This is a genomic window from Billgrantia montanilacus, from assembly GCF_003336675.1.
Classification (GTDB): Bacteria; Pseudomonadota; Gammaproteobacteria; order Pseudomonadales; family Halomonadaceae; genus Halomonas; species Halomonas montanilacus.
This window is the reverse complement of the sequence record NZ_QPII01000028.1, coordinates 1-21,367: the sequence shown is the minus strand read 5'-3', so window position 1 is coordinate 21,367 and position 21,367 is coordinate 1. Positions and strand designations below refer to the sequence as shown.

At 58.5% G+C, this 21,367-nt stretch carries 24 protein-coding genes and 1 pseudogene; 13 read left to right on the top strand and 12 right to left on the bottom strand.

Translation table 11 applies throughout. From position 1 onward, the window contains the following. Window positions 1–472, bottom strand: a 472-nt coding sequence (locus tag DU505_RS21475) for a hypothetical protein (RefSeq protein ID WP_220250982.1), incomplete at its 3' end; no start/stop codon positions are given. 460 nt (window positions 473–932) lie between these two features. On the opposite strand from DU505_RS21475, the gene DU505_RS21470 reads away from it, so the two are divergent. Then, entirely contained in the window at window positions 933–1,322 is a 390-nt protein-coding gene (locus DU505_RS21470; RefSeq protein ID WP_114481014.1) for a GFA family protein, read from the top strand. A 22-nt stretch (window positions 1,323–1,344) separates the two neighbouring features. On the opposite strand, the gene DU505_RS21465 is transcribed toward DU505_RS21470, so the two are convergent. The 6 genes from DU505_RS21465 to DU505_RS21440 all read right to left on the bottom strand — a co-directional run bounded on the left by DU505_RS21465 (window position 1,345) and on the right by DU505_RS21440 (window position 5,415). Beyond that, a complete protein-coding gene (locus DU505_RS21465; RefSeq protein WP_181872902.1) occupies window positions 1,345–1,878 on the bottom strand; it encodes a DUF2380 domain-containing protein in 534 nt (177 codons plus the stop codon). A gap of 116 nt (window positions 1,879–1,994) precedes the next feature. After that, a complete protein-coding gene (locus DU505_RS21460; RefSeq protein WP_245948127.1) occupies window positions 1,995–2,606 on the bottom strand; it encodes a LysE family translocator in 612 nt (203 codons plus the stop codon). 58 nt (window positions 2,607–2,664) lie between these two features. After that, entirely contained in the window at window positions 2,665–3,495 is an 831-nt protein-coding gene (locus DU505_RS21455) for an AraC family transcriptional regulator (protein WP_114481012.1), read from the bottom strand. 99 nt (window positions 3,496–3,594) lie between these two features. Next, window positions 3,595–4,092, bottom strand: coding sequence for a metallophosphoesterase family protein (locus tag DU505_RS21450; RefSeq protein WP_114481011.1), 498 nt, complete (start codon window positions 4,090–4,092; stop codon window positions 3,595–3,597). Between the two features lie 27 nt (window positions 4,093–4,119). After that, on the bottom strand, window positions 4,120–4,851 hold the full coding sequence (nfsA, locus tag DU505_RS21445) for an oxygen-insensitive NADPH nitroreductase (RefSeq protein ID WP_114481010.1): 732 nt from the start codon (window positions 4,849–4,851) through the stop codon (window positions 4,120–4,122). 156 nt (window positions 4,852–5,007) lie between these two features. After that, window positions 5,008–5,415, bottom strand: a complete 408-nt coding sequence (locus DU505_RS21440) for a hypothetical protein (protein ID WP_114481009.1) — start codon at window positions 5,413–5,415, stop codon at window positions 5,008–5,010. 251 nt (window positions 5,416–5,666) lie between these two features. On the opposite strand from DU505_RS21440, the gene DU505_RS21435 reads away from it, so the two are divergent. Beyond that, window positions 5,667–6,191 (top strand): YgjV family protein, encoded by a 525-nt coding sequence (locus tag DU505_RS21435; protein ID WP_114481008.1) that lies wholly within the window; start codon window positions 5,667–5,669, stop codon window positions 6,189–6,191. Between the two features lie 154 nt (window positions 6,192–6,345). Further along, complete coding sequence (locus DU505_RS21430; RefSeq protein ID WP_114481007.1) at window positions 6,346–6,759, top strand: VOC family protein; 414 nt, start codon at window positions 6,346–6,348, stop codon at window positions 6,757–6,759. Here the strand turns inward: DU505_RS21430 and DU505_RS21425 are convergent. After that, window positions 6,753–7,955, bottom strand: coding sequence for a DUF1835 domain-containing protein (locus tag DU505_RS21425; RefSeq protein WP_114481006.1), 1,203 nt, complete (start codon window positions 7,953–7,955; stop codon window positions 6,753–6,755). The two genes, DU505_RS21430 and DU505_RS21425, sit on opposite strands and share 7 nt — an antisense overlap. A 338-nt stretch (window positions 7,956–8,293) precedes the next feature. On the opposite strand from DU505_RS21425, the gene DU505_RS21420 reads away from it, so the two are divergent. From DU505_RS21420 to DU505_RS21380, 9 genes are all read left to right on the top strand, one after another. Next, window positions 8,294–9,157, top strand: coding sequence for a sirohydrochlorin chelatase (locus DU505_RS21420; RefSeq protein ID WP_114481005.1), 864 nt, complete (start codon window positions 8,294–8,296; stop codon window positions 9,155–9,157). Window positions 9,158–9,431: 274 nt separating this feature from the next. After that, complete coding sequence (locus DU505_RS21415; RefSeq protein ID WP_114481004.1) at window positions 9,432–10,154, top strand: FadR/GntR family transcriptional regulator; 723 nt, start codon at window positions 9,432–9,434, stop codon at window positions 10,152–10,154. A 3-nt stretch (window positions 10,155–10,157) separates the two neighbouring features. Further along, window positions 10,158–10,913 carry a fumarylacetoacetate hydrolase family protein gene (locus DU505_RS21410; RefSeq protein WP_114481003.1) on the top strand — a complete coding sequence of 252 codons (756 nt, stop codon included), beginning with the start codon at window positions 10,158–10,160 and terminating at the stop codon, window positions 10,911–10,913. A 105-nt stretch (window positions 10,914–11,018) separates the two neighbouring features. Next, window positions 11,019–11,975: a C-terminal binding protein gene (locus DU505_RS21405; RefSeq protein ID WP_147273114.1), complete on the top strand. Its 957-nt coding sequence runs from the start codon at window positions 11,019–11,021 to the stop codon at window positions 11,973–11,975. Window positions 11,976–12,015: 40 nt separating this feature from the next. Continuing rightward, the gene (locus DU505_RS21400) at window positions 12,016–13,041 is read left to right on the top strand and encodes a TRAP transporter substrate-binding protein (protein WP_114481001.1); all 1,026 of its coding nucleotides are present in this window, start codon (window positions 12,016–12,018) and stop codon (window positions 13,039–13,041) included. 75 nt (window positions 13,042–13,116) lie between these two features. After that, window positions 13,117–13,617, top strand: coding sequence for a TRAP transporter small permease (locus DU505_RS21395; protein ID WP_181872901.1), 501 nt, complete (start codon window positions 13,117–13,119; stop codon window positions 13,615–13,617). A gap of 1 nt (window position 13,618) precedes the next feature. Beyond that, the gene (locus tag DU505_RS21390; protein WP_114480999.1) at window positions 13,619–14,893 is read left to right on the top strand and encodes a TRAP transporter large permease; all 1,275 of its coding nucleotides are present in this window, start codon (window positions 13,619–13,621) and stop codon (window positions 14,891–14,893) included. A 263-nt stretch (window positions 14,894–15,156) separates the two neighbouring features. Then, window positions 15,157–16,296 carry an N-acetyltransferase DgcN family protein gene (locus DU505_RS21385; RefSeq protein WP_114480998.1) on the top strand — a complete coding sequence of 380 codons (1,140 nt, stop codon included), beginning with the start codon at window positions 15,157–15,159 and terminating at the stop codon, window positions 16,294–16,296. Further along, complete coding sequence (locus DU505_RS21380) at window positions 16,293–17,441, top strand: alanine/ornithine racemase family PLP-dependent enzyme (protein ID WP_114480997.1); 1,149 nt, start codon at window positions 16,293–16,295, stop codon at window positions 17,439–17,441. The genes DU505_RS21385 and DU505_RS21380 overlap by 4 nt, the downstream gene beginning before the upstream one ends. A gap of 2 nt (window positions 17,442–17,443) precedes the next feature. Here DU505_RS21380 and DU505_RS21375 read toward each other — a convergent pair whose 3' ends face one another. From DU505_RS21375 to DU505_RS21365, 3 genes are all read right to left on the bottom strand, one after another. After that, window positions 17,444–17,809, bottom strand: a complete 366-nt coding sequence (locus DU505_RS21375) for a hypothetical protein (protein ID WP_114480996.1) — start codon at window positions 17,807–17,809, stop codon at window positions 17,444–17,446. Window positions 17,810–17,814: 5 nt separating this feature from the next. Further along, on the bottom strand, window positions 17,815–19,089 hold the full coding sequence (locus tag DU505_RS21370; protein ID WP_114480995.1) for a M20/M25/M40 family metallo-hydrolase: 1,275 nt from the start codon (window positions 19,087–19,089) through the stop codon (window positions 17,815–17,817). Window positions 19,090–19,234: 145 nt separating this feature from the next. After that, entirely contained in the window at window positions 19,235–19,912 is a 678-nt protein-coding gene (locus tag DU505_RS21365; protein ID WP_114480994.1) for a PRC-barrel domain-containing protein, read from the bottom strand. Window positions 19,913–20,181: 269 nt separating this feature from the next. Between DU505_RS21365 and DU505_RS21360 the strand changes: the two genes are divergently transcribed. Beyond that, window positions 20,182–20,934: a DUF1499 domain-containing protein gene (locus tag DU505_RS21360; protein WP_114480993.1), complete on the top strand. Its 753-nt coding sequence runs from the start codon at window positions 20,182–20,184 to the stop codon at window positions 20,932–20,934. A 71-nt stretch (window positions 20,935–21,005) separates the two neighbouring features. Here DU505_RS21360 and DU505_RS21355 read toward each other — a convergent pair. Then, window positions 21,006–21,245 (bottom strand): annotated as a pseudogene (locus DU505_RS21355) (penicillin-binding transpeptidase domain-containing protein); the annotation flags it as partial. Window positions 21,246–21,367: the final 122 nt, after the last annotated feature.

The window sequence follows — 21,367 nt, the reverse complement described above, 5'->3', positions numbered from 1 at the left end:
CCTGCTCGGCCAGGGCGGCGGCTTCGGCCTGCTCGGTGGCTTCCTGCTCTGCCAGGGCGTCGGCTTCGGCCTGCTCGGTGGCTTCCTGCTCGGCCAGGGCGGCGGCTTCGGCCTGCTCGGTAGCTTCCTGCTCGGCCAGGGCGTCGGCTTCGGCCTGCTCGGCAGCCTCCTGCTCCGCCAGGGCGTCGACTTCGGCCTGCTCGGTGGCTTCCTGCTCTGCCAGGGTGTCGGCTTCGGTCTGCTCGGTGGCTTCCTGCTCGGCGAGATCGTCTGCTACGGCCTGTTCATCGCCTTCCTGCTCGACCAGGAGCTCTTCCTCCGTTTGGTCCGCCGGTTCCGTAAGTTGACTGAGTGTGATGATCTCTTCATCGGTAGCCGACGACAGGGTCGCCTGGGCAAAGGCCGGGCTCATCAGTGACAGCGAGGCCAGAATGACTGCGGGCTTCCTGAAAAGGCGCATGCGACGTTTCATATCGATTCTCCTGACTCAGGCACCGCCCGGGCATGATGACGGTTATCTGGTATCAACGTTGCCAACACGGCTTTCTTCACGCTGTAGGCGGTCGAGGAATTCCCGACAGGCTAGCTAGTGCGCTAGCTATGATTGGGGATGGTTCTGACCAGGAAGAGGGAGTGATGCTTGCCGAACAGCGCGTTCTCGTAGAAAGGGTGGATAAGGCGAGCCAATATGGGGCGTTTCCGCCTTCCTGTCAGATGCATTCATTATAGTTCACCGCATCCCGGCCCTCTGTACGACTGCACACATAAGCATCCGTTTGTTACCGTTTGCTTTTCCAGGGACCCGATTGGCATCACATGTAGCAGCGTGGAACGAGTCGATCACTTTCAATGGGTTATCTGCCATTTTCTCCACTACCGACAAGGGCTACCGACAAGGGCCGTTGGCAAGATCAGGTTTAAGGAGGCGCAGCATGGACCGATTCACAGGCGGTTGCCTTTGTGGCGAAGTCCGATTTGTGGCCTCGGGCCGCCCCGACAGGGTTGGCCTTTGTCACTGTCTCGACTGCCGCAAGCATCACGGGGCGCTTTTTTACGCCTCGGCGGTGTTCCCTGAGGATGCAGTAAAGGTCGTAGGCGAGACACGCGACTACAACGGGCGTTTTTTCTGTCCCCGCTGCGGCTCTTCCGTTTTCGCACGCACCGGAGACGAGATCGAAGTGCACCTGGGCGCCCTGGATGAGTCTGACCAACTAATGCCCACCTACGAGAGCTGGACCGTCCGTCGCGAGTCCTGGCTGCCACCGTTTCCCCACATGAAGCGCTACGACTGCGATCGTGACGATACGGGGCATGAGGAGTAGGCGGTCGCGTTCGATGGCGGTTTCAGCGCAGTGGAATGCAACTCTCCTCGATGTGACGCAAGGTGTACTGTGCCATGCGTTGCCATGCTTCGTCGGTATCACCTCGATAAGACAAGAGTTGCTCGCAGGCAAACTTGTTATTGTCGTTCAGATCCAGCACCGCCAGCCTTACCCGTCCAATGAGCGTGCTCACTTTGTGAACCTCACCGACAAGGAGATATTGAGCACCAGCGGCCTTGGCCTGTCTTGTCAGCACAGCCAGGCCGGGGGTCCGGTGCGTACAGCGCTCCACCTCGCAGGTCAGGCCGACAAGCGAGATCTCCTTGTTCTCGGCAAGCCCGCCGTGCAACGTCTCATTGAGCGATTTCAGTCTCGCTTCGTGCTCGGCACTTTGATCTTGGTCTTCGCCAGATGTGTCCTGAAAATCGAATTGGGCCAAGGCCAGAGTCGATTTCGCAGTATCAGCAAAAATCGTCGATGCCATTGCAATCGTGCTTGTCAGAAGCAGGAAAGACACTCCTCGCGCAATCCGGCGATATACGTCCTGGGGCGTCATGGCGCCTCCCTGGTGGAGCCCGTGCGCGTCTGGAAGGCAAGCCGTGCCTTGTGGCCTGCCCATGAGGTGGTTCGTTTTAAGTCTTAGTGCATGGTCCGCTTTACGGCCATCAAGCCTCAAAATCCACCCGACGCCAGCGGCAGCCACACGTGCTCGTAGCCGATGGTGATCGCGACCCACACCAGCAGCGCTGCCATGGAGAGGCTGAAGCCCTTCAGTAGCCTCGGGTTCTCGAGGCGCTGGCCGACCACGGCGCCCATCAGCGCGTAGCTGCCGGGGGCGCCGAAGGCCAGCACTGCCAGCCCGAGCGACCAGAACAGCAGGTTCACGCCGTGAATGCCGGCGGCGGGAAACTGGATGGTGGCGATGGGCAGGGTTGCAAGCATGGCTTTCGGGTTGCATAGCTGCATGATCAGGCCGTCGCGGAACTGCAGCACGCGTGGCGCTTCGCGCACTCTGTTCAGGTCGATGCTCGAGCGGGCGATCTGGATCGCCAGGTAAAGGATGTACCCGCAGCCCACCGCCCCCACCACGGCTAGCATGTCGCCGCGCACCCAGGCCGCCCCGGCCCAGCCGAACAGCAGGAAGAGTGTGAGCATGGCCAGCCCCACGCCGATAAAGAAGCCAAGCGACGTTTTGGCCTGACCGTTGAGCCCGGCGTTCAGGCCGAGCAGGTTCACGGGCCCAGGCGTATACATGACGCCCAGGGCATAGGCGACGATCTCCATGGGGAGTCTCTCCGATAGAAAGTGCGTTTCGTGGCCGAGCGAACGAGGCTAAGCGCCGCTAGATGACGCTGCGTTGGTATTGGTAAGGCGTCTTGCCGTAGATGCGCTTGAATCGGCGATTGAAGTGGCTGAGGTCGGTAAAGCCGTAGCGGAAGGCCACCTCGGTAGGCGCCAAGCCGGCCTCCAGGGCGCTGCGCGCGGCATTGACCCGACAGCTCAACACGTACTGGTGCGGCGTGATGCCGAACTGCTGCCGGAACAGACGCAGGAAGTGATATTTCGAGAGATGGGCGGCCTGGCTGATCTCGTCCAGCGAGAGGTCCGCCTCCAGGTGCGCGAGGACGTACTCCTTGGCGCGCAGCAGCAGCGCATCGGGCCGGCTCACCCTGCCGCCGGGCTGGAACTTGCCGGCGCGCTGCACCAGGCGCGTCGCCATGCGGTGCAGGGCGTGCTCCTGGTCGATGCGCGTGCCCTGCTGGTGAATCATCAACTGCGCAAGATCGAGTATAGCGTGGCGCAGCTCGGGGTCGGCCAGCAAAGTCTCGCTGCCCTGGAACTGGGCGGCATGCTCGCACCCTGCCGCATCGGCAAACGAGGCCTCGAGCTGAGCGGAAGGCACGTAAATCATCACGTAGCCCAGCGTGGTGTCGTCGCCCGGGTGGCCATCGTGCACCTGCTCGGGATTGAACTGGATGACGTTGCCGGGCGGACTACGGTGAAACTGCCCGCTACTGAAGAAGTCCTGCCGCCCGGAGAGGGTCACGCCGAAGGCGTACTCCTCGTGGGCGTGGCGGTCGTAGCTGAAGTCGCTCAGCGACGCCTGGAGCACCGTGAGTTCGGGTATCTGTCGGCTCTTGTAGTAGTCGAACCGGCTGGATTGATTCGCCATGTCGCGCCTCCCTGAACGCCATACAGGGATAGCTTAAGCTCGGCGCCAAGGGAAGGCTTGGACATTATTGCGGAAAGCGATTTGCCCAGGTGCCTGGGCTTAGCATAGCGGCAGATGCAGAATGGCACCGCGCAGGCCACGCTCGTCGGCCCAGAGCTTGCCCAGGGTGATGGGGAGGCGAAAGCGGCGCTTGCCAGCCGCACCGGGATTGAACAGCAAGTGGCCGCCCTGCCATTCGTGACGCGGCTTGTGGGAGTGGCCATGAAGTACGGCATCGCACGAGGTGGCGGAATCGAAGTTCCGCAAGATATGCACCAGGTGCAGGCGCCAGCCGTTGACGGTGATATCCAGTGTCAGCGGCAGTGCCTCGGCCCAGGAGGCGGTGTCGATATTTCCGCGCACCGCCGCCACCGGCGCAAGCTCCGCCAGCCGCTCAAGGATGGCGGCGTCCTCGTCCCGGCAGCCCACGTCGCCCAGATGCAGGATCTGCTCGCAGCCTTCCAGCATCGTCAGCGCCTCGGGGCGCAGCAGCCCGTGGGTATCGCTGATGACGCCGATCGGCAGTTCGGTGGTGATATGACGCGTCAGCGCTTCCATGGCGCCTCCGATTGAGCTTTGGATGGCTCACTTCATCTCGAAACCACGCTTTGTCAGAAACTCACGCATATGGGCACGCAGCTTGCTGTCGAACAGCGGGGTCAGGTTCCTGGACCAGTTGGTCTCCTTGTTGCCGCCCTTGCGCTGGCCGTAGTAGGTCTGCATGGCTTCGTCGAAAACCGCCACCAGCTCGCTGTCGTCGGTGTAGTAGTCCTCCTTGAGGATCGCTTCCACCGGTAGGCGCGGCTTGACGTCGGGCTCGTGGGCCGGGTAGCCAAGGCACATGCCGAACACCGGGTAGACGTGCTCCGGCAGGCGCAGCAGATCGCTGATGGCTTGGGGGTTGTTGCGAATGCCACCGATATAGCAGATGCCGAGCCCTTCGGATTCGGCGGCGATGGCGACGTTCTGGGCCATCAGCGCGGTATCCACGCTAGCGACCAGCAGTTGCTCGGTCATGCCGCGCACGACGTTGGCGCCGGTACGCTCGGAGGCTTCGGTAGGACGCTTCATGTCGGCGCAGAACACCAGGAAATCGGAAGCAGTCGCAACGTAAGTCTGGCCACCTGCCAGCTCAGCAATCAGCTCACGATTGGCCGGATCCTTCACATGGATGACGCTGTAGGCCTGCACATGGCTCGACGTCGCGGCTGCCTGGCCGGCGCGAATCAGTTCGAGCAGCAGCTCGTGCGGGATCTTGCGGTCGGTGAATTTGCGAATCGAGCGGTGGGATTTCAACAGTTCGATGGTGGAATTCATGTCGCCTCGCGGAATGCGTGTCGATAGTTAACCGGCTTAGTATCTTTCATTCCGCGCCGCATTGCATTGCCTGGGCCAGGATGCCTGCACGTTACGGTAGTCGTCAGCCAGGGCTTCCGATGCCCCACTGCATTAGGGAAGGTATTAAAACTCTTGCTAGCCCCGCTGTTCAGAGCCGAAATCCCTGCGACTGAGCCACCATAAGCCAACAAATATCACGAACCAAACGACCGTACGCAACATCATGGCAAGAAGACTCTCTACTGCTACGGCACTCCCTGCTACATAAGCAATAAATAATGCTGCCAGGACGATAAGATTGAGCAGGAATATTACGCTGGCACCATACTTCCCGAAATCAAGGCTGCGCCATGCGATTGCTCCAACTCCAACATAAGTAAAACCCATGACCGTATTGTAGATGAGCAGCGGCGGGGATACGACGTATCCAGGGTCTGCCCCGGCAAGGACCCTAAAGCCCGCCAAGATAGTCACCGCACCAAAGAGAATGGCCAGGATCGCCAGCGCTTTGTGGCAGACTCGAAAATAACGCGATCGATTCAATTTAATCACCTATCAGACGACCGACGCCCACCATAATCGTAAGTGGTTCGTGCTCCCCATAAAATGCAGGGAGCGTAATTTATGACCAACCTAGCATCGAAATCCGGCTTGTCTCTTGCGCAGGGTCAAAGGAATCGGCCGGCCAACAGCGTCGGCACGGGACATGAAGTCATGACGGTGTCATCGCAGATTCTGCCCCCGCGATGTTAGCATCTGTACAAACTTGCCTCCCTTTCGACAACGGATGCTTCATGGATGAGTTCGGCCTGAGATGGCTGCTTGGCCAGGGCGTCAGTCTAGTGGCCCTGGTCCTGTGCCTGGTGGCCTTTGCCAGCAAGCGAGACGACCGGCTGTTCGTGCTGCTGTTGTTCGCCAATATCGCCTTCGCGGCGCAGTTCGCTCTGTTCGAGAGCTGGGTGGCCGCCGGGATCTCGGCGCTGATCGTGCTGCGCATCGCCTTGGTGCGCCGCTTCCGACGTAACCGCGCACCCATGCTTGGCATGCTACTTGCCACCCTGGTGGTGGCCGCACTGACCTGGAGCGGCCCGCAGGATATCCCGGCCCTGGCCGCTGGCCTTTTGGGTACCTACGGCATGTTCATGCTGAGCGGCATTCCCATGCGCGTCACCTTGGCTGCGGCGGCGCTCTGCTGGGTCGCCAGCAACGTGCTGGCAGGCTCCATTGGCGGCACCATTGCCGAAAGCCTCATCTTCCTGACCAACGTGATCACCATGCTACGCCTGAGGCGGGACGCGCGGTTGCCGTACACGGTCTGAGCGAGCTAGGCGGCCTTGCCCAAGGACAGGCCACACCACCGGCCGCGGCTGAGCTGGCGCTACTCTTTTCGACATGGGTGGGCTGTCGAAACCGCCCCAGCCTATCCGATACAGAAGAGAGAGCACACCAGCCCTGACCCGATGGAGCCCTACCATGTCGAGCAAGATCTTCGTGAACCTGCCCGTTGCCGATCTCGAGAAGTCGATGTCGTTCTACACAGCCCTAGGCTTTACCAACAACCCGCACTTCTCCGACCAGACGGCGGCCTGCATGGTGTTGAGCGAGACGTTCCACGTGATGCTGCTCACTCACGCCAAGTGGCACACCTTCACTGACCGTCCGATCCCTGCGACCGATTCCAGCGAGGTGATGCTTGCCCTCTCGTGTGAAAACCGCGCGGCGGTGGATGCCATGAATGAGGCGGCCGCCGCCAACGGCGGCATCGGGGATATCAACGCCGCGCAGGATCATGGCTTTATGTACAGCCGTGCCTTGGCAGACCCCGACGGTCATGTGTGGGAGCCATTCTGGATGGACCCGGCGGCCATACCGTCAGACGCTCAGTGATTTAACGATGGCACTGCTGCCGTACTGCCACGGCCTGCCGTCAAGTTACTTCGTCCATGGAGCACGGCCCTTCCCCGCTCCGTCAGCGCGAGCTGGCGATGGGGCCACTCCTGGTGGATATCGCTGATGGCTAGAAGCGACTCTGGTTCGGCGATCAACGGCTGGAGAAGCCACCAGAACATCAGGTCGCCCAGGTAGGGCAGCGGCTCGTATTCGCGCATCAGGTAGGAGAACGCCTTGCTCACCGGCAACGGACCATGGTCGCGCACGATCTCGAGCGTCAGCCGTTCCGTCAGGCCGAGCCCGATGTCCGCTCCGGGCCGCTCCAGCAAGTGGCGGGCCAGCGCGCGGCCCATCATCGGCAGGGCCGGCGTACCGGTGTCGGCCAGTGCCTGTAGTGCTTCGGGACTTTCGGCAGTGAGTGCCTGCCACGCCCGAGTGCCCAACTCGAGCAATGGCGCCTCGATGGGACGCCGCTGCCGCCACAGCCAGGCGAGCAGGTCAGGCGCGAGCTGGCCGATGCCGATGAAGCGTTCCACGCCGGGCACTGACTCCACTGCCACCAGCTCGATTCTTCCCCTGGGCGGATTCGCATGGAGGCGATGCAACACGTAGGCGAGGATCAGCTGGTCGTAGCTGTCGTGCTCGAACCACAGCACGACGCGCTCATAGCGTTCGAGTTGATCCAATGGCCCGTAGCCCTTGCGCAGCCGGGCCAGTGCATCACGCTCGGTCATGCCGGAAACCTCCGCTAGGAAGCGGGCGCGCAGCCGCATCAACTCTTTGGGCGGTAGATCCTGCAGCGGACCAATACAAAACGGATCGGAAAACTCAAGGAAGTCGCCCTTGAAACCGGCGGTGCGCAGGGTGTGCTCGATATCCGAGCCGCAACGAATGTGTAGCGTGGCCATGTCGCGGTCGCCGCATTCATTCAATAGCCGCCGCGAGGCGTCGAGCGATTCGATATGCGCCTTGAGCTTCGGCCAACTGGGGAAACCACACTCGCGGGCGATGACGAGCTGGGCGTCGGTGAGCTTCAATGGCGCTTCGCGCGGGGGGATCTGCTGAAGAATCCGTGCCAGGGCAGCCGGCTCGTCGCCGCGGGCCGCCTTGAGCAGTTCCTTGGCGCGCTTGCGCTGCTGTTCGAGATTGAAACGGCCGTGTGACGTGGGGTCACGCCGGGAGAGCGAGGACATACGATTCCCTCCATGCGCCTGTGTCCGCCGGGCAGGCCGGGAGTCGTATGGAATCCGTGATGTGAAGCGCTGGGCGCAGCCCTTTCCGCGGACGGGGACGCCTTGCGGCGCTGCAATTAGCCTCGCGCGAATAGGAGGAAGTGTCAATTGCGGTTAAGTAAGGATCACCGATACGGTGAGCCGATTAAGCCGGCCATTCCGCTCACATGATGAGACGAATAATGATGCGAGCCGAGCCTGGTAAAGATGGACCACTTGACCCACGAGCCCGCCGGGTAGTGTGATACGCCCACCGCCATGCGCAGGGCACCTCGCCTAGCGCCAGCCAAGAGACCTTCATGCGAAAGATTCTGCTCGTCGACAACGGTTCCCTGCGCCCCCAGGCCACGCTCAACCTGCGTCGCCTGGCCCATGCCCTGAGCCAGGCCACCGGTGAGGCGGTGGAGGCCACCTCGCTGCTGCACTCCTACAAGATCCCCTCCGAGAAGCTCGACGGCCACAAGGCCGTGACATTGGGGCCGCTGGCAGAGCGGCTAGCCGCACAGGGTGTGACCGAGCTGCTCATCCTGCCGTTCTTCTTCGGCCCCAGTCAGGCGTTGACCCACTACCTTCCCGAGCGCCTGGCCGAAGTACAGGCCAGCTACCCGCAGCTGGGTGTAAAGGTGGCCCTGCCGCTGGTCGACAGCCAGGCGCCGGTGGACCTGCGCCTGGTGCGACTGCTAGCTGATAATGTGCGTGAAAGGATGGCGGGGCTGTCGCAGCCGAAGGTGGTGCTGGTGGATCACGGCAGCCCAATCCCGGAAGTGACCGCGGTGCGCAACTATCTCGCCGGTCAGCTCAGCGTGCTGCTGGCCGATGAGGCCAGCAGCGTCACTTTTGCCTCCATGGAGCGCCGCGACGGCGAGGCCTACCGCTTCAACGAGCCACTGCTGGTCGATCTTCTCGCCTCTCCCGCCATGGCCCACGGCGACGTGATCCTTTCCATGCTGTTCCTCTCCCCCGGGCGCCACGCCGGCGAAGGCGGCGACATCGCAGAGATCTGCGCAGAAGCGATGGCACAAGCACCCGGCCTCAACGTCACGATCACACGACTGGTGGGTGAGAATGACGCCATCGTGGACATCCTTGCCACTCGACTGCAGCAAGCCATGGCGGGTGAGCCGCTGCTGGCCGAGATGCTCCCTGCTGGTGCTTCTTCCTGACCCCGATCGGCCAAGCCGAGGCGCTGCACTGCCTGTCACAGACGATGGCAGGCTCTCCGAGGTATCGAATCGTCGCACCTTACCCAATCCAAGACGGCTGTCTTCTACCCGACGGCATTGGGAAACAGAGGGCGCGGTAGTCGATCAGGGCGGTGAGTCCTTCGTTAGAAAAAATCTTGACTCGTGCTATCGGGGTGGCTAGATTGAACCCATTGCGTGGTCTGACCATCAGATCATAGAACCACAAAATGAGACCGCACAGAGTCATAGCCTTATGAAAATTGAGCCGCTTGAGAAAAAAAGTTTGAGTGACGATGTCGTGGCCAAGATCAAGTCCATGATCGTTAGCGGTGAGCTCAACGAAGGTGATCGAATTCCAAGTGAAAGGGAACTTTGTGATCAATTTGGTGTGAGCCGCGCCTCGGTGCGGGAAGGGCTTAAAATTCTATCGCTGCAGGGCCTGTTAAGCAGGACGAATGCTGGGACGGTTATTACGACCAATTTTTCTTCGATCCTGGAGGAAACGCTGGCTCTAAAAATACTACTTAACGACTGCAGTTACGAAGACGTCACTGAAGCAAGGATGTTCCTGGAAAAGGCGATGGTGCGGCTGGCAGCACAGCGAATAGAAGAAAAAGATTTAAACATCATGTCGCAACAGCTGGAGCTGATGATCCGAGCCGAAAGTGAAGACAACAATGACGATTACGTTCTGGCTGACATCGCATTTCACCAGCAAATCGCAAAAGCGTCCAATAGCCGGGTTCTCGCCAGCTTGTACAACTCTATTATCACTCTGGTATTCCGCACACAGAAAAGTGTTGGGTATGACAAGCCAGTCATGAAAGAATCCATTAGATTCCATGGAAAAATACTGGAGGCACTGAAGAAAAACGATGTGGAGCAAGCTGAGAAAGAAATGCAGCTTCACCTATTGGATGTGCAGGAAAGACTGAACCACCTGATCAACAAAGAAACCATAAAAACTGGAGCTTAGGCAATGTACGTTCGCTACAACCATAACAACAAAACACAGCACGGCTATATGGATAATGGCTTAATCACGAGGCTTGACGGAAGCATGTTTGATAACGCCAAGCTGAGCCAGGACAAGATACCGGCTTCTTCCGTAACGTTACTGGCCCCGTGCGAACCGACTAAAGTGGTATGCGTCGGGCTCAACTATCTCGATCATGCAAAGGAAATGAACGAGACATTACCCGAGGCACCGCTGCTGTTCTTGAAGCCCTCCACCACTATCATTGGCCATGGGGATGATATTGTCGCACCTCAAAATACTGGCAGGCTTGATTATGAGGGTGAACTGGCAATTGTGATTGGCAAGAAAGCAAAGAACATCTCACCTCATGAAGCGAATGAGTTCATCTTTGGCTTCACTTGCGCCAACGACTTTACGGCGAGAGCCATTCAGTTGAGTGATAAGCAATGGACCCGGGGGAAATCCTTTGACACTTTTTGCCCTATTGGCCCTGGAATAGTAAAGGATATCGATCAAAGCGACGCCAAGATTCAGCTTACTGTGAACGGCGAGGTTCGGCAAAGCTCCAATATAAATATGTTCATATTTGGGGTCAATGAGGTAGTCAGCTACATATCGAAATGCATGACACTATTTCCTGGAGATATAATCCTGACGGGCACACCTCATGGAGTCGGCCCAGTAAATGCTGGTGATGTCATGTCAGTCACCATTGATGGCATTGGCACTCTTACCAACAAGCTGCGAGTTGATTAGCCCCTCTCTTCCAAAACTCAGTGAAATGATATCCGCATGATGCCGCATGGACGGCATACGGCATAGCTACAAATAAAAATCAATCAAGAAAAGCGAGATAGAATTGTGAAATCCTCAGTATTGATGACGGACACGATATTTCCAGACACAGCGCTTGAGGAAGGAGTCTTCAAGAAAGAAGGCGTCGAGTTCAACATAAGCCCTTCTCATGATCTTGAAACTCTGGCAGAACTCGGAAAGGACGCAGATGCGCTGCTAGTCGTTTATGCAAAAATAAGCGCCGAGCTCATTCACAAACTTAATAATTGCAAGGTTATCGTCAAGGCTGGAATTGGTTACAACAATATCGACGTGAAGGCGGCATCAGAGAAAGGCATTATTGTTGCCAACGTACCCGATTATTGCCAGGACGAGGTGGCAGATCATACCTTTGGCATGTTCCTGGCTCTGGCAAGAAAAATCTGCCACCTTGATAGCCAGGTTGCAAAAGGTACCTGGGATGCCAACCAAGGCAAAGATGCGCCTCGCCTCAGAGGTAAGAAGTTTGGTTTACTTGGTTGTGGTGCGATCGGTCAACAGGTGGCTCTTCGGGCTAGAGCTTTTGGCCTGGACGTGGTGGGATATGACCCATATAGCTCATCCGAGTTACTTTCCAAGCACCATATCGACAAGATCGACGACCTGGAAGAATTTCTTCACGATGTCGATTATCTATCGTTGCACCTGCCCCTGACAGAGGAAACCAGACATATAATCGATAAGTCGTCATTGGAAAAAATGAAAGAAAGCGCCCTCATCATCAACACATCACGAGGAGGTCTGGTACAAGAGAATGATCTTTATGCCGCATTGATCGAAAAGCGGGTCGCCGGTGCAGCCTTGGATGTGCTCGAATTTGAGCCTCCTCGGAGTGCGCCCGAGCTATCCAGTCTGAGCAATGTCATCATCACGCCTCACACGGCTTTTCTATCTCAAGATTCCGTGTCAGAACTTAGAACAAAAGCTTCACAGGAGGTAGCAAAAACCATAAATCATGGCACGCCAAAAAATCGCGTAAATTGATATACGCCAACCATGAATTTCCGAATAAAGGACAATAACAATGACTATTGAAAAAATGGGATCCTCGGTGAAATGCATCATCGCCACCAGCATTTTATTTACAGCACTCTCAACGGCTGCTTCCGCACATGGTGCGGTCAACATAAAGCTGGCTCACAATGGCAACACCAACCCCGATGACCCTCAGAACGTGGGAGTGAGTGCATTCAAGGAGATGGTGGAAGAGCGCTCTAACGGATCAATCAACGTTCAGATTTATCCTGCGGGCCAGCTGGGTGATGCCAGGACAATCGTTGAAGGAATCCAGCTAGGCATGATCGAAATGGGAGATGTTGAAAATGGACCCATGGGGGGCTTTGTGCCAGAGGCCATGCTGTGGGACCTTCCTTTCATTTTTCGTGATATCGATCATGCTCATAATGTGCTGGATGGAGAAATTGGCAGGTCCGTACAGGAAAAATATACCGACGTGGGAATCCGGCACCTGGCTTATAACGACGGCGGATTTCGATATTTTACAAATGACCAGCGCCCAATCCATTCCATGGAGGATCTGGAAGGACTCAAGATACGGGTGATGGAAAGTGAGGTCATGGTAGACACCGTGAATGCTTTCGGAGCTTCTGCCGTACCAATGTCCTTCGGTGAGCTGTATACAGCGCTACAGCAAGGCGTTGTGGATGGGCAAGAAAACCCAATGAATCTTATTTATAGCCAGCGATTCTATGAGGTTCAGGATTATCTTTCTCTCAGTGGGCACTTCTACTACCCACGCCAGTATATTGCTGCAGAGGCTTGGTGGCAGACCCTGGATGAAGAGCATCAGGACATCATTTCTCAAGCAGCACTTGAGGCAAGTAGCATCCAGCGCAGCTCGCTTGCGGAGTATGAAGTCGAAATGAGAAACGTCCTGGAAAGCAACGGCATGAAAATCAATGAGGTTGAGAAAGATGCCTTCATTGAGGCCGCCTTTGAAAAGATTTATCCTGATTATTATGAAATACTGGGAAGTGGCGATGCCACACGGGGGGAAGAATTAATCAAAGCTGTCATGGCAGCCGAGTAACCACCCCGCCGGGGCCTTGAGGCGCAAGGACCCGGCGCTTCCCTGGCGCCTTGTTATCTTGAAAAGGAAATGGTGGTGAGTAATAAAATACAGCGAAACCCAATGTTTTATATCGACCTGCTACTCAAGTCCTGCCTGGTAGCCATGATGATAGCCATTGCATCATTGACATTCTATCAAGTGGTTATGCGATATGGATTCAATAAATCCAGTTCGTGGAGCGAAGAAGCTATCCGTTTCATATTCATCTGGTGTAGCTTTCTTGCAATCGCCATGGGCGTTCGTGAAAAAATACATATCGGCATCAACATCGTGGTCGAATTATTCAACAAGAAAGTACAGTTATTTATAGAAATCATTGGCCATCTTGCCATAATGGCTTTTTCTGGCCACTTGATTTATTACGGCTGGAAGGTGGTGCTCGCAACTAGACTACAGACCTCTCCTGCACTAGGAATTCCCATGAGCTGGATTTACTTATCCATACCCACCATGAGCGCTCTTATATTTCTGTTTTGCCTTATTGAAATATTAAAAATAAAAAACAATCTGAAAACAGTGCAAAAGGGGACATGACATGCTGGCTGTTCTTCTTACCATGCTTGTGGTCTGCTTCATAATCAACATACCAATCGGCTTTGCCATGGGGCTCGCGGCCTTGGCCAGCTTGATGGTTGCTGGCACGATGCCGATAGAAATGATGCCGCAACGCATGGTAGCAGGAATCAACTCCTTTCCTTTGCTTGCTATTCCATTGTTCATGATGGCCGGATCGATCATGGAGCGCGGTGGCATTTCCAAAAGAATCGTTGACTTGGCCAGTGCACTGGTTGGCCACTTCAAAGGAGGACTCGCGGCTGTTTCCGTGATGGCATGTACCTTTTTCGCCTCAATTTCCGGATCGGCTCCCGGCACTGCTGCTGCGGTAGGTGAATTGACCATTCCTGAGATGGTGAAACGCGGCTATTCAAGACCCTATGCTTCGTCTGTCGTGGCGTCGGCTTCATGCCTGGGCGTCGTAATCCCGCCTAGCATAACGTTCATCCTGTTCGGTATAGTTGCCGATGTTTCCATTGGCCAATTGTTCATTGCCGGGATTTTCCCGGGTGTTTTGCTAGCAGGTGCACTGATTGCCGTCAGCGTCTTGCGCTCTCACCAGCTAGGCTATCCCGCAGAAAAAAAGCAGAGCTGGAAGCAGCGCTGGAAGAAATTCCTCAACTCTTCCTGGGGCATCCTCATGCCTATCATCATACTTGGGGGGATCATGACCGGGGCATTTACCCCGACGGAATCTGCTGGTATCGCTGTTGCTTATGGACTTTTTGTCAGCATTTTCATTTACAAGGAGTTGAGCTGGAAGGACATCATTCCCGTTTTCTACAAGGCGTCCTTGAACTCAGCCATGATCGTACTCCTTATTGCAGTTGCCAGCCCGTTCGGCTGGATCATGATCATTGAGCAAGTACCACAGATGGCCTCCAGCACGATCCTGGGAATATCCTCGAATACTTATCTCATTCTCATGCTGATGATTCTCATGTATCTGATACTTGGCACCTTCATGGAAACAGGAGCTATTATACTGCTGGTTGTGCCAATTTTCGCACCTATTGCCCAACAGCTAGGCATCGACATGGTTCACTTCGGCGTTATCACCGTTGTGGCGCTTGCCATTGGCATGGCCACGCCGCCTGTGGGAATTACGCTGTTTGCCACTTGCAGTATTTCCGGTGTTTCGATTGGGCAGCTCTCTCGAATGATACTTCCCTTCCTGGTTACTCTCATTGGATGCTTGATTCTGTTGGCTTTTGTCCCTGCGATATCTACGTTTCTGCCACAGCTGGTGTTCTGACGACGCTGACCTTGCTGGCTGATGCCTGGTCCCTCAGCACCGGTGTGATGGCGCCGCTGCTGAGGGTTATGGAGGCACCGCCAGGGTGACACACATACGGGTGTGCCCAATCTGCGTGCGCTGACGAACATACGCCGGTCCCCGATCTGTGTATCCTGACGTACATCCACTGATCTTGGTGGAGACCTCTCGTTGACTGTCGGCCGTCTCGGTCGGGACCTTCCTGTCGCCTCCTCTGGGTCCAGACCTGAGGTTTGCGATTCATGCTTCCTGATTCCCTTCAAGCCATCCTCGACGCCGCCACTCCCCCCACTGATGCCCGTCAATCGGCCGTTGTGTATTGCGAGGACAATTTCACGCGTATCGATGGCAAGACAGCCAACGGCTTGGTACGCAGCAGCGAGCGGTATCGCATCCTTTCCGTCATCGACAGTACCCTGAGCGGCGAAGACGCGGGCACCGCCCTGGGCGAGGCGGCGGCAGGTATCCCTATCGTCGCCGATCTGGCGGAGGCGCTCTCGGAGACCGATGCCCTGCCCGACGTGCTCATCTTCGGGCTTGCCCCGCTATCGGGCTTGATGTCCGAGGCGGACCGCGCGGTGGTGCTGGCGGCCGTTGCGGCCGGTATCGGCGTGGTATCCGGTCTGCACGAGTTCCTTGCGGACGATCCGGAGATCGCGGCGGCTGCACTCGCCAGCGGTGTTGCGCTGCATGATATCAGGCGTCCTAGACCCACCAAGCACCTGCGCATGTTCGATGGCGCCATCGACAGCGTCGACTGCGTGCGAATCGCGGTACTGGGTACCGATGGTGCGATCGGTAAGCGCACCACCTCGACGCTGCTTACCCAGGCACTCAACGACGCAGGCATTCACACCGTGATGGTGGGCACGGGGCAGACCGGCCTGATGCAGGGCGCCGCCTATGGTGTCGCACTCGATGCCATTCCCGCTCAGTTCGGGGTCGGCGAACTTGAAGGGGCGGTGGTCGCCGCCTATGAGGGCGAACACCCCGCCGTTATCGTGATCGAGGGTCAGGGCGCCCTCAGCCATCCCGCCTACCTGAGCTCGACGGTGGTGCTGCGCGCCAGCCGGCCACAGGCCGTGATCATGCAACATGCCCCGGCCCGAAAAATGCTCAGTGACTACCCGGAGGTGCGGATGCCCTCTCCCCTCTCGGAGATCAAGCTCATCGAGCAGTTCGGCAAGACCCGGGTCATTGGACTGGCCATCAACCACGAGGACATGACCAAGGCAGAGGTCACGGCGGCTATCGCCCGCTACGATGTCGAGCTCGGCCTTGCCGCCACCGATGCACTTTGGCACGACCCCTCGGCGCTGGTCGCAATGGTCACCGCCGCCTTTCCCGAACTTCAGGCGCATCAGTCACTGGCATTGGCGTGACCTGCCCTCGCGTCGAGATCGACCTGGACAAGATCGAAGAGAATGCTCGCGCACTCGTCACTCTGTTGTCCGGCCGCGGCATCGACGTCACGGGGGTCACCAAGGCCACCCTGGGCTCGCCCGAGGTAGCGAAGGCCATGATTGCGGGGGGCGTGGTGCGCCTCGGTGATTCACGCCTCGAAAACCTCGAAATCCTTCGCGCTGCGGGCATCCAGGCACCGCTGACGCTACTACGATCGCCCACGCCGGATCAGGCCGACCGCGCGGTGGCTTGCGCCAGCATCAGTCAGGTGAGTGAGATCGAGGTGGTGAAGGCACTGTCGGCAGCGGCGGGCAGGCTCGGTGGCAGTCACGGCGTGGTGCTGATGGTGGAGCTGGGCGACCTGCGCGAGGGCGTGCTGCCGGGTGACGTGCTGGACCTCGCCCGACACATGTCGCGTACCCCCCACATCATGCTCGCCGGCCTCGGCACCAACCTGGCGTGCCGGGCTGGCGTCGTGCCCAGCACCGACAACATGGGCGAGCTCTCTGCACTCGTGAGCCGGCTCGAAGTCGAGCTGGACCTGCACCTGCCAATCGTTTCCGGCGGCAATTCGGCCAATCTCCAGTGGGCCATCGCAGCGCCCGCTGGCCGGGTCAACGACCTGCGGCTCGGCGAGTCGATCCTGCTGGGCTGCGACCCCCTTACGCGGAAGCCCTTGCACGGCCTGCACACCGACGCCTTCTCCTTGGTGGTGCCCGTCATCGAGTCGCTGGCCAAGCCGACGGCGCCGCGCGGCGACACCGGCGAGGCCGCATTCGGCGTGCCCACGCCGATGCACGAACGCGGCACCATCGTCCAGACGATCGTCTCCATCGGGCGGCAGGACGTCGACCCGGAAGGCCTGACGCCTCCTCTCGGTGTCAGTGTGCTCGCCGCCAGCAGCGACCACCTGGTGCTGGAAACGCAGAACCGCCTGGCTCCCGGCGAGGAGATCCGCTTCGGACTCGATTACTCGGCGCTGCTGCGTGTGATGACCTCTCCCTTCGTCGTGACCTCGTTCACTACGACGAAACGTCATCCGCCGTCTCTTTCCCCCCCTCCTTCACCCTTTCTTCCACCCGTGATTCCACCCGTCGTCAATCCAACCCCAGCCATTCCGTGATCTCAGTCTTCGCCTCGAACGCCTCTTGTCGCCACCGCTCTCCTGAATTCCTCCCGATACACCTCGGCATGCCGTGCCGGGTCAGCCGGGAAGCGCTCCAGCTCGATGGCGAGATCGAAGAAGCCCTTGGCGGGCACGCCATCACCACGCCGACTGACCACCAGCGCGGCGATGAAGGGCCGCCCCTGCTCGGCGTCCTCGCGCATCAGCGTTTCGAGCGCCTGGGCGACGCGCTGGATGGTGCGCGGTGGCGCGAGCCCAAGAGCCTCGGCGAGCTGCTGATAGGTCATCGGCAGTATTGCCTCGGGTGCCGTTTCGAGTACGTTGCGCACTCGATCAGCCGGGGATTCATTGCCAGTTTCTGCCATCGGTCCTACCTACCGCGCTTCTCGCCGTTGGCGCTTTTCTCATCGTCGGGCTTGGTCGAGCCCTGGTGCTCAAGGCGGGCGGCCTCATCGAGGCGCGGGTGATTGTCGAGAAACTCGCGGTGTGGATTCGGCAGGGCATCAAGGACCTGGAGGGTGTGTGTCAGCACATGGATGGCGGCCAGCACATCCTGGGTGTTTCCGGTCTCTGAGATGGTGTGCATGTTGCGGATGGGGAAGCCGATGGAGGTGGCGGCGCAGTCGATGGCAGCCAGGACACCGGCCATGCCATCGGTGCCGGTGTCGGCGCCGACGATGTCGCGCTGCATGGGAATGCCGTGCTCCCTGGCCGTGGTTTCGATGATGCGGTTGAGCTGCTCGCTGGCAATGGCACCCACCGACATGGTGAAGCCCTTGCCCATCTCCAGCGGCTGCATGCGCCGGTCGCCGATGCCGGGGGCGGCCACGTAGTCGTGATTCACATCAACACCGATGACCACATCCGGACGCAGATCACCGGCCAGGACCCGGCTACCGAAGCGACCGATCTCCTCGTAGCTGGCGATGGCGAACAGCACGCGAACCTGCTCGGTACCGCCGGCCTCGGCGATCAATCGCGCGACCTCGGCGGTGACAAAGCAGCCCAGGCCGTTGTCCAGATAGGCACCATAGAAGGTGTCGGGACTGAAACCGTGACGAATGGGGCGGTCGAAGATGATCGAGTCGCCGGGGCGTACACCGAGATTGAGCACCTGCTGCTTCTTGTCTTCGCCGTGGATCTGCAGATCGAGGTAGATCTGCTCCTTCTTGATGCCTTTTTTCCCTTCGCGCTGGGCCGGGTCGGAGAAGTGAATGGCACCCAGCGCCTCCACGGTACCACCCTGGATGATGCGATAGTGGCCTGGTACCTGGGGGTCCTCGCTGAACAGCTTGACCTCATGGCCGATCAACACATTGGGCAGGAAAGCGTCGGTGTTGATCCATATCTTGCCGTCATCTCCGATGCTGCGCACCTGCATGCGAATCTTGTCGGCGTGACCGATGATCATCACCTTGAACAGGTCGTCCCGGCCGGGATGGGTGTCCAGCACCACGCCGGCATGCCCCTTGTACTGATGCAAGTGCCAGTCGCCGGGGGCAAAGGTGTCGAAATAAGGCTTTAGTACACCATAGGTCATGGCGCCCTCCAGCCCGACGGGGCTTGGGGCATCCAGAATCTGCTGCATCAGTGTGAACTGCCGTTCCGGCATGGACTGGGCCCAGGGCTTGGTCGTCGCGCTCATTGCTACCTCTTTGCTACGTTCGGGATGGGGATATCCCTAGTCTGACAGATTCCATGGAAGCCGACCTGTCGGCAAAAAGAAGGCAAGGCGCAATGGCCTTGCCTCCGTCATGCCGATAGATCGGCGTTAAAAGCCTGTCGGTGGCTTACCTACCCCAGGCTTCCGAAAGGGTCATGTCATCATCCACTTCGCTGTAGCGCTCCTCGTCGTACTCATTGGCGCTTTCCAGCTCTTCCTTACCGTAGGTCTGCTGGAACACCAGTTGATCGTCCTCCAGCTGCATTTCGGCCAGCGGCAAGGCGATGTCCGTACCACCCATACCCCAGAACCCTCCAACGGTTACGACCGCATGAAGGTTACCGGTATCGTTATGCTTGACCACGTCCTGGATATCGCCGATTTCCTCATCTTCCATATTGATGACGGTCATGCCTTCCAGTTCGCTGACCTGCATGGAACCCAGTGACTCGTCCAGAGTGGCTTCGCCCATGCCTCCTTCATCTAACGTGTCTCCGGCCTCAGCGGCTTCAAGGCCCTCGGTATCCATGTCGTCGGCTGTGTCATCGGCATCCATGTCGTCTGCCATGTCATCAGCGTCCATGTCGTCGGCGTCCATGTCCTCATAATCTTCGACATCCTCGCCTTCGGCATGCAGGTCCTGATCCTCAGTCATCTGATCGGGCTGCTCTTCGCTCATTGTTGCATCGCCGTTGAGCTCGGTATCGTCCTCGGCGTCCTGGGCCAGGGCGCCACCTGCAAGACCGGCGGAAATCGCACCGATGGCAATGGCCAATAGTGTTCTCTTCATTACATTCCTTTTCATGGCACTCCCTCCTAGAGTTAAGAACTACCTTATCAAGATAGGTTGCCAACCACGGTCGATACAGAAGAAGTGCGCAGCAAAACGTGAACAAAAGAAATCGGCATGTCACCGATCTTAAAGTTTTATTAGATCACTTTATGTGAAGTGTCTCTCTGACGAGGCCTCCTCTTTGCAGCGTCGCACCCGAGATCACCCCGACGGTCCCGGCCAGCGTGTTGCGGCAAGCTGGAAAAGACTCGAACAAAAACGGCAACGGCGAGGTAAGCACTATGCACTCAGCGCGTCGAAGTGGGCGGTGGTCGGCGGTATCGGCGCTGCTCGCCCTTATACTGCTTGGCCTGGCGGCACTGCTGATGGGCGCTGCGGGGCCAGCCTATCGACTGGAATGGTTCACCCTGAGCGGCGCCTTCGGCATGCTGCGCTACGGGGCTTACGCCGCCTTCGCGGCAGCCGGACTGGGGCTGATAACCCTTGTGATGGCCGCTTTCTGTCGGCGGGGCAGGCCCGCGCTGGTCGGCGGCCTGGCGCTGATTGGCACCATGGCGCTGTTGATCGTTCCGCTGATGCACCTGCAGCAGGCCCGTGTCGTGCCGCCGATCCATGACATCACCACCGATACCGACGATCCTCCGGCCTTCGTGGCACTGGTGGAAGTGCGCGAAGCAGCACCCAATGCCGTGGAGTACCCCGGTGAATCGTTCGCCCGCCAGCAGCGTGAGGCCTATCCGGATATCGAGGCGCTGGAGCTGCCGATCTCTCCCGACGATGCCTTCGAGGCAGCCGTGGCCGAGGTCCATGCCTCCGGCTGGGAGCTGATAGCTGCCAACAATGGCAGGATCGAGGCCGTTGCCACCACCACCTGGTTCGGTTTCAAGGACGACGTGGCAATTCGCCTGCGTGAAAGCGAGGGCGGTACACGGGTGGACATGCGCTCCGCATCGCGGCTCGGTCGCAGCGATGCCGGCGCCAACGCCGCACGAATACGCACCTTCTTCGAGGCCCTGGAACGCCATCAGGAGTAGCTCGATCCCAAGCGTCGCCCTGTCTCGTGAGAGGGGCGACGCTTCGCTCGACATACCCGCGTCAGTCGCTGTCAGCCTTCGGGCGGCAACGCCTCGATGGTGCGCAATGCTTCGTTGGCGATGCCTTGACGCTTGGGTAGATCAGCCATGCGGTTGGGCGTTTCCATGTTGAGAGCGAAGAATACCGGGCCGCTCGGGCGCTCCACCCAGCCCACCCACCAGCCAAGCTTGCCGCTCCAGCCGGTCTTGCCACGCAGGATCCAGTCGCTGCCGGCGGCCGTGATCATCAGGTCCTTGACCAGTCGCTGGTTCGTAAGCGGCCGGTCATCACCCTTTGCGAGTGATCAGTCGACCGGCTTCCAGTGCTGCGGCAGGAGTTCGTGGATCTGGCTGGCCTTCTGTGTTGGCAGGCGAGCCAGCACATCTTTCAGGT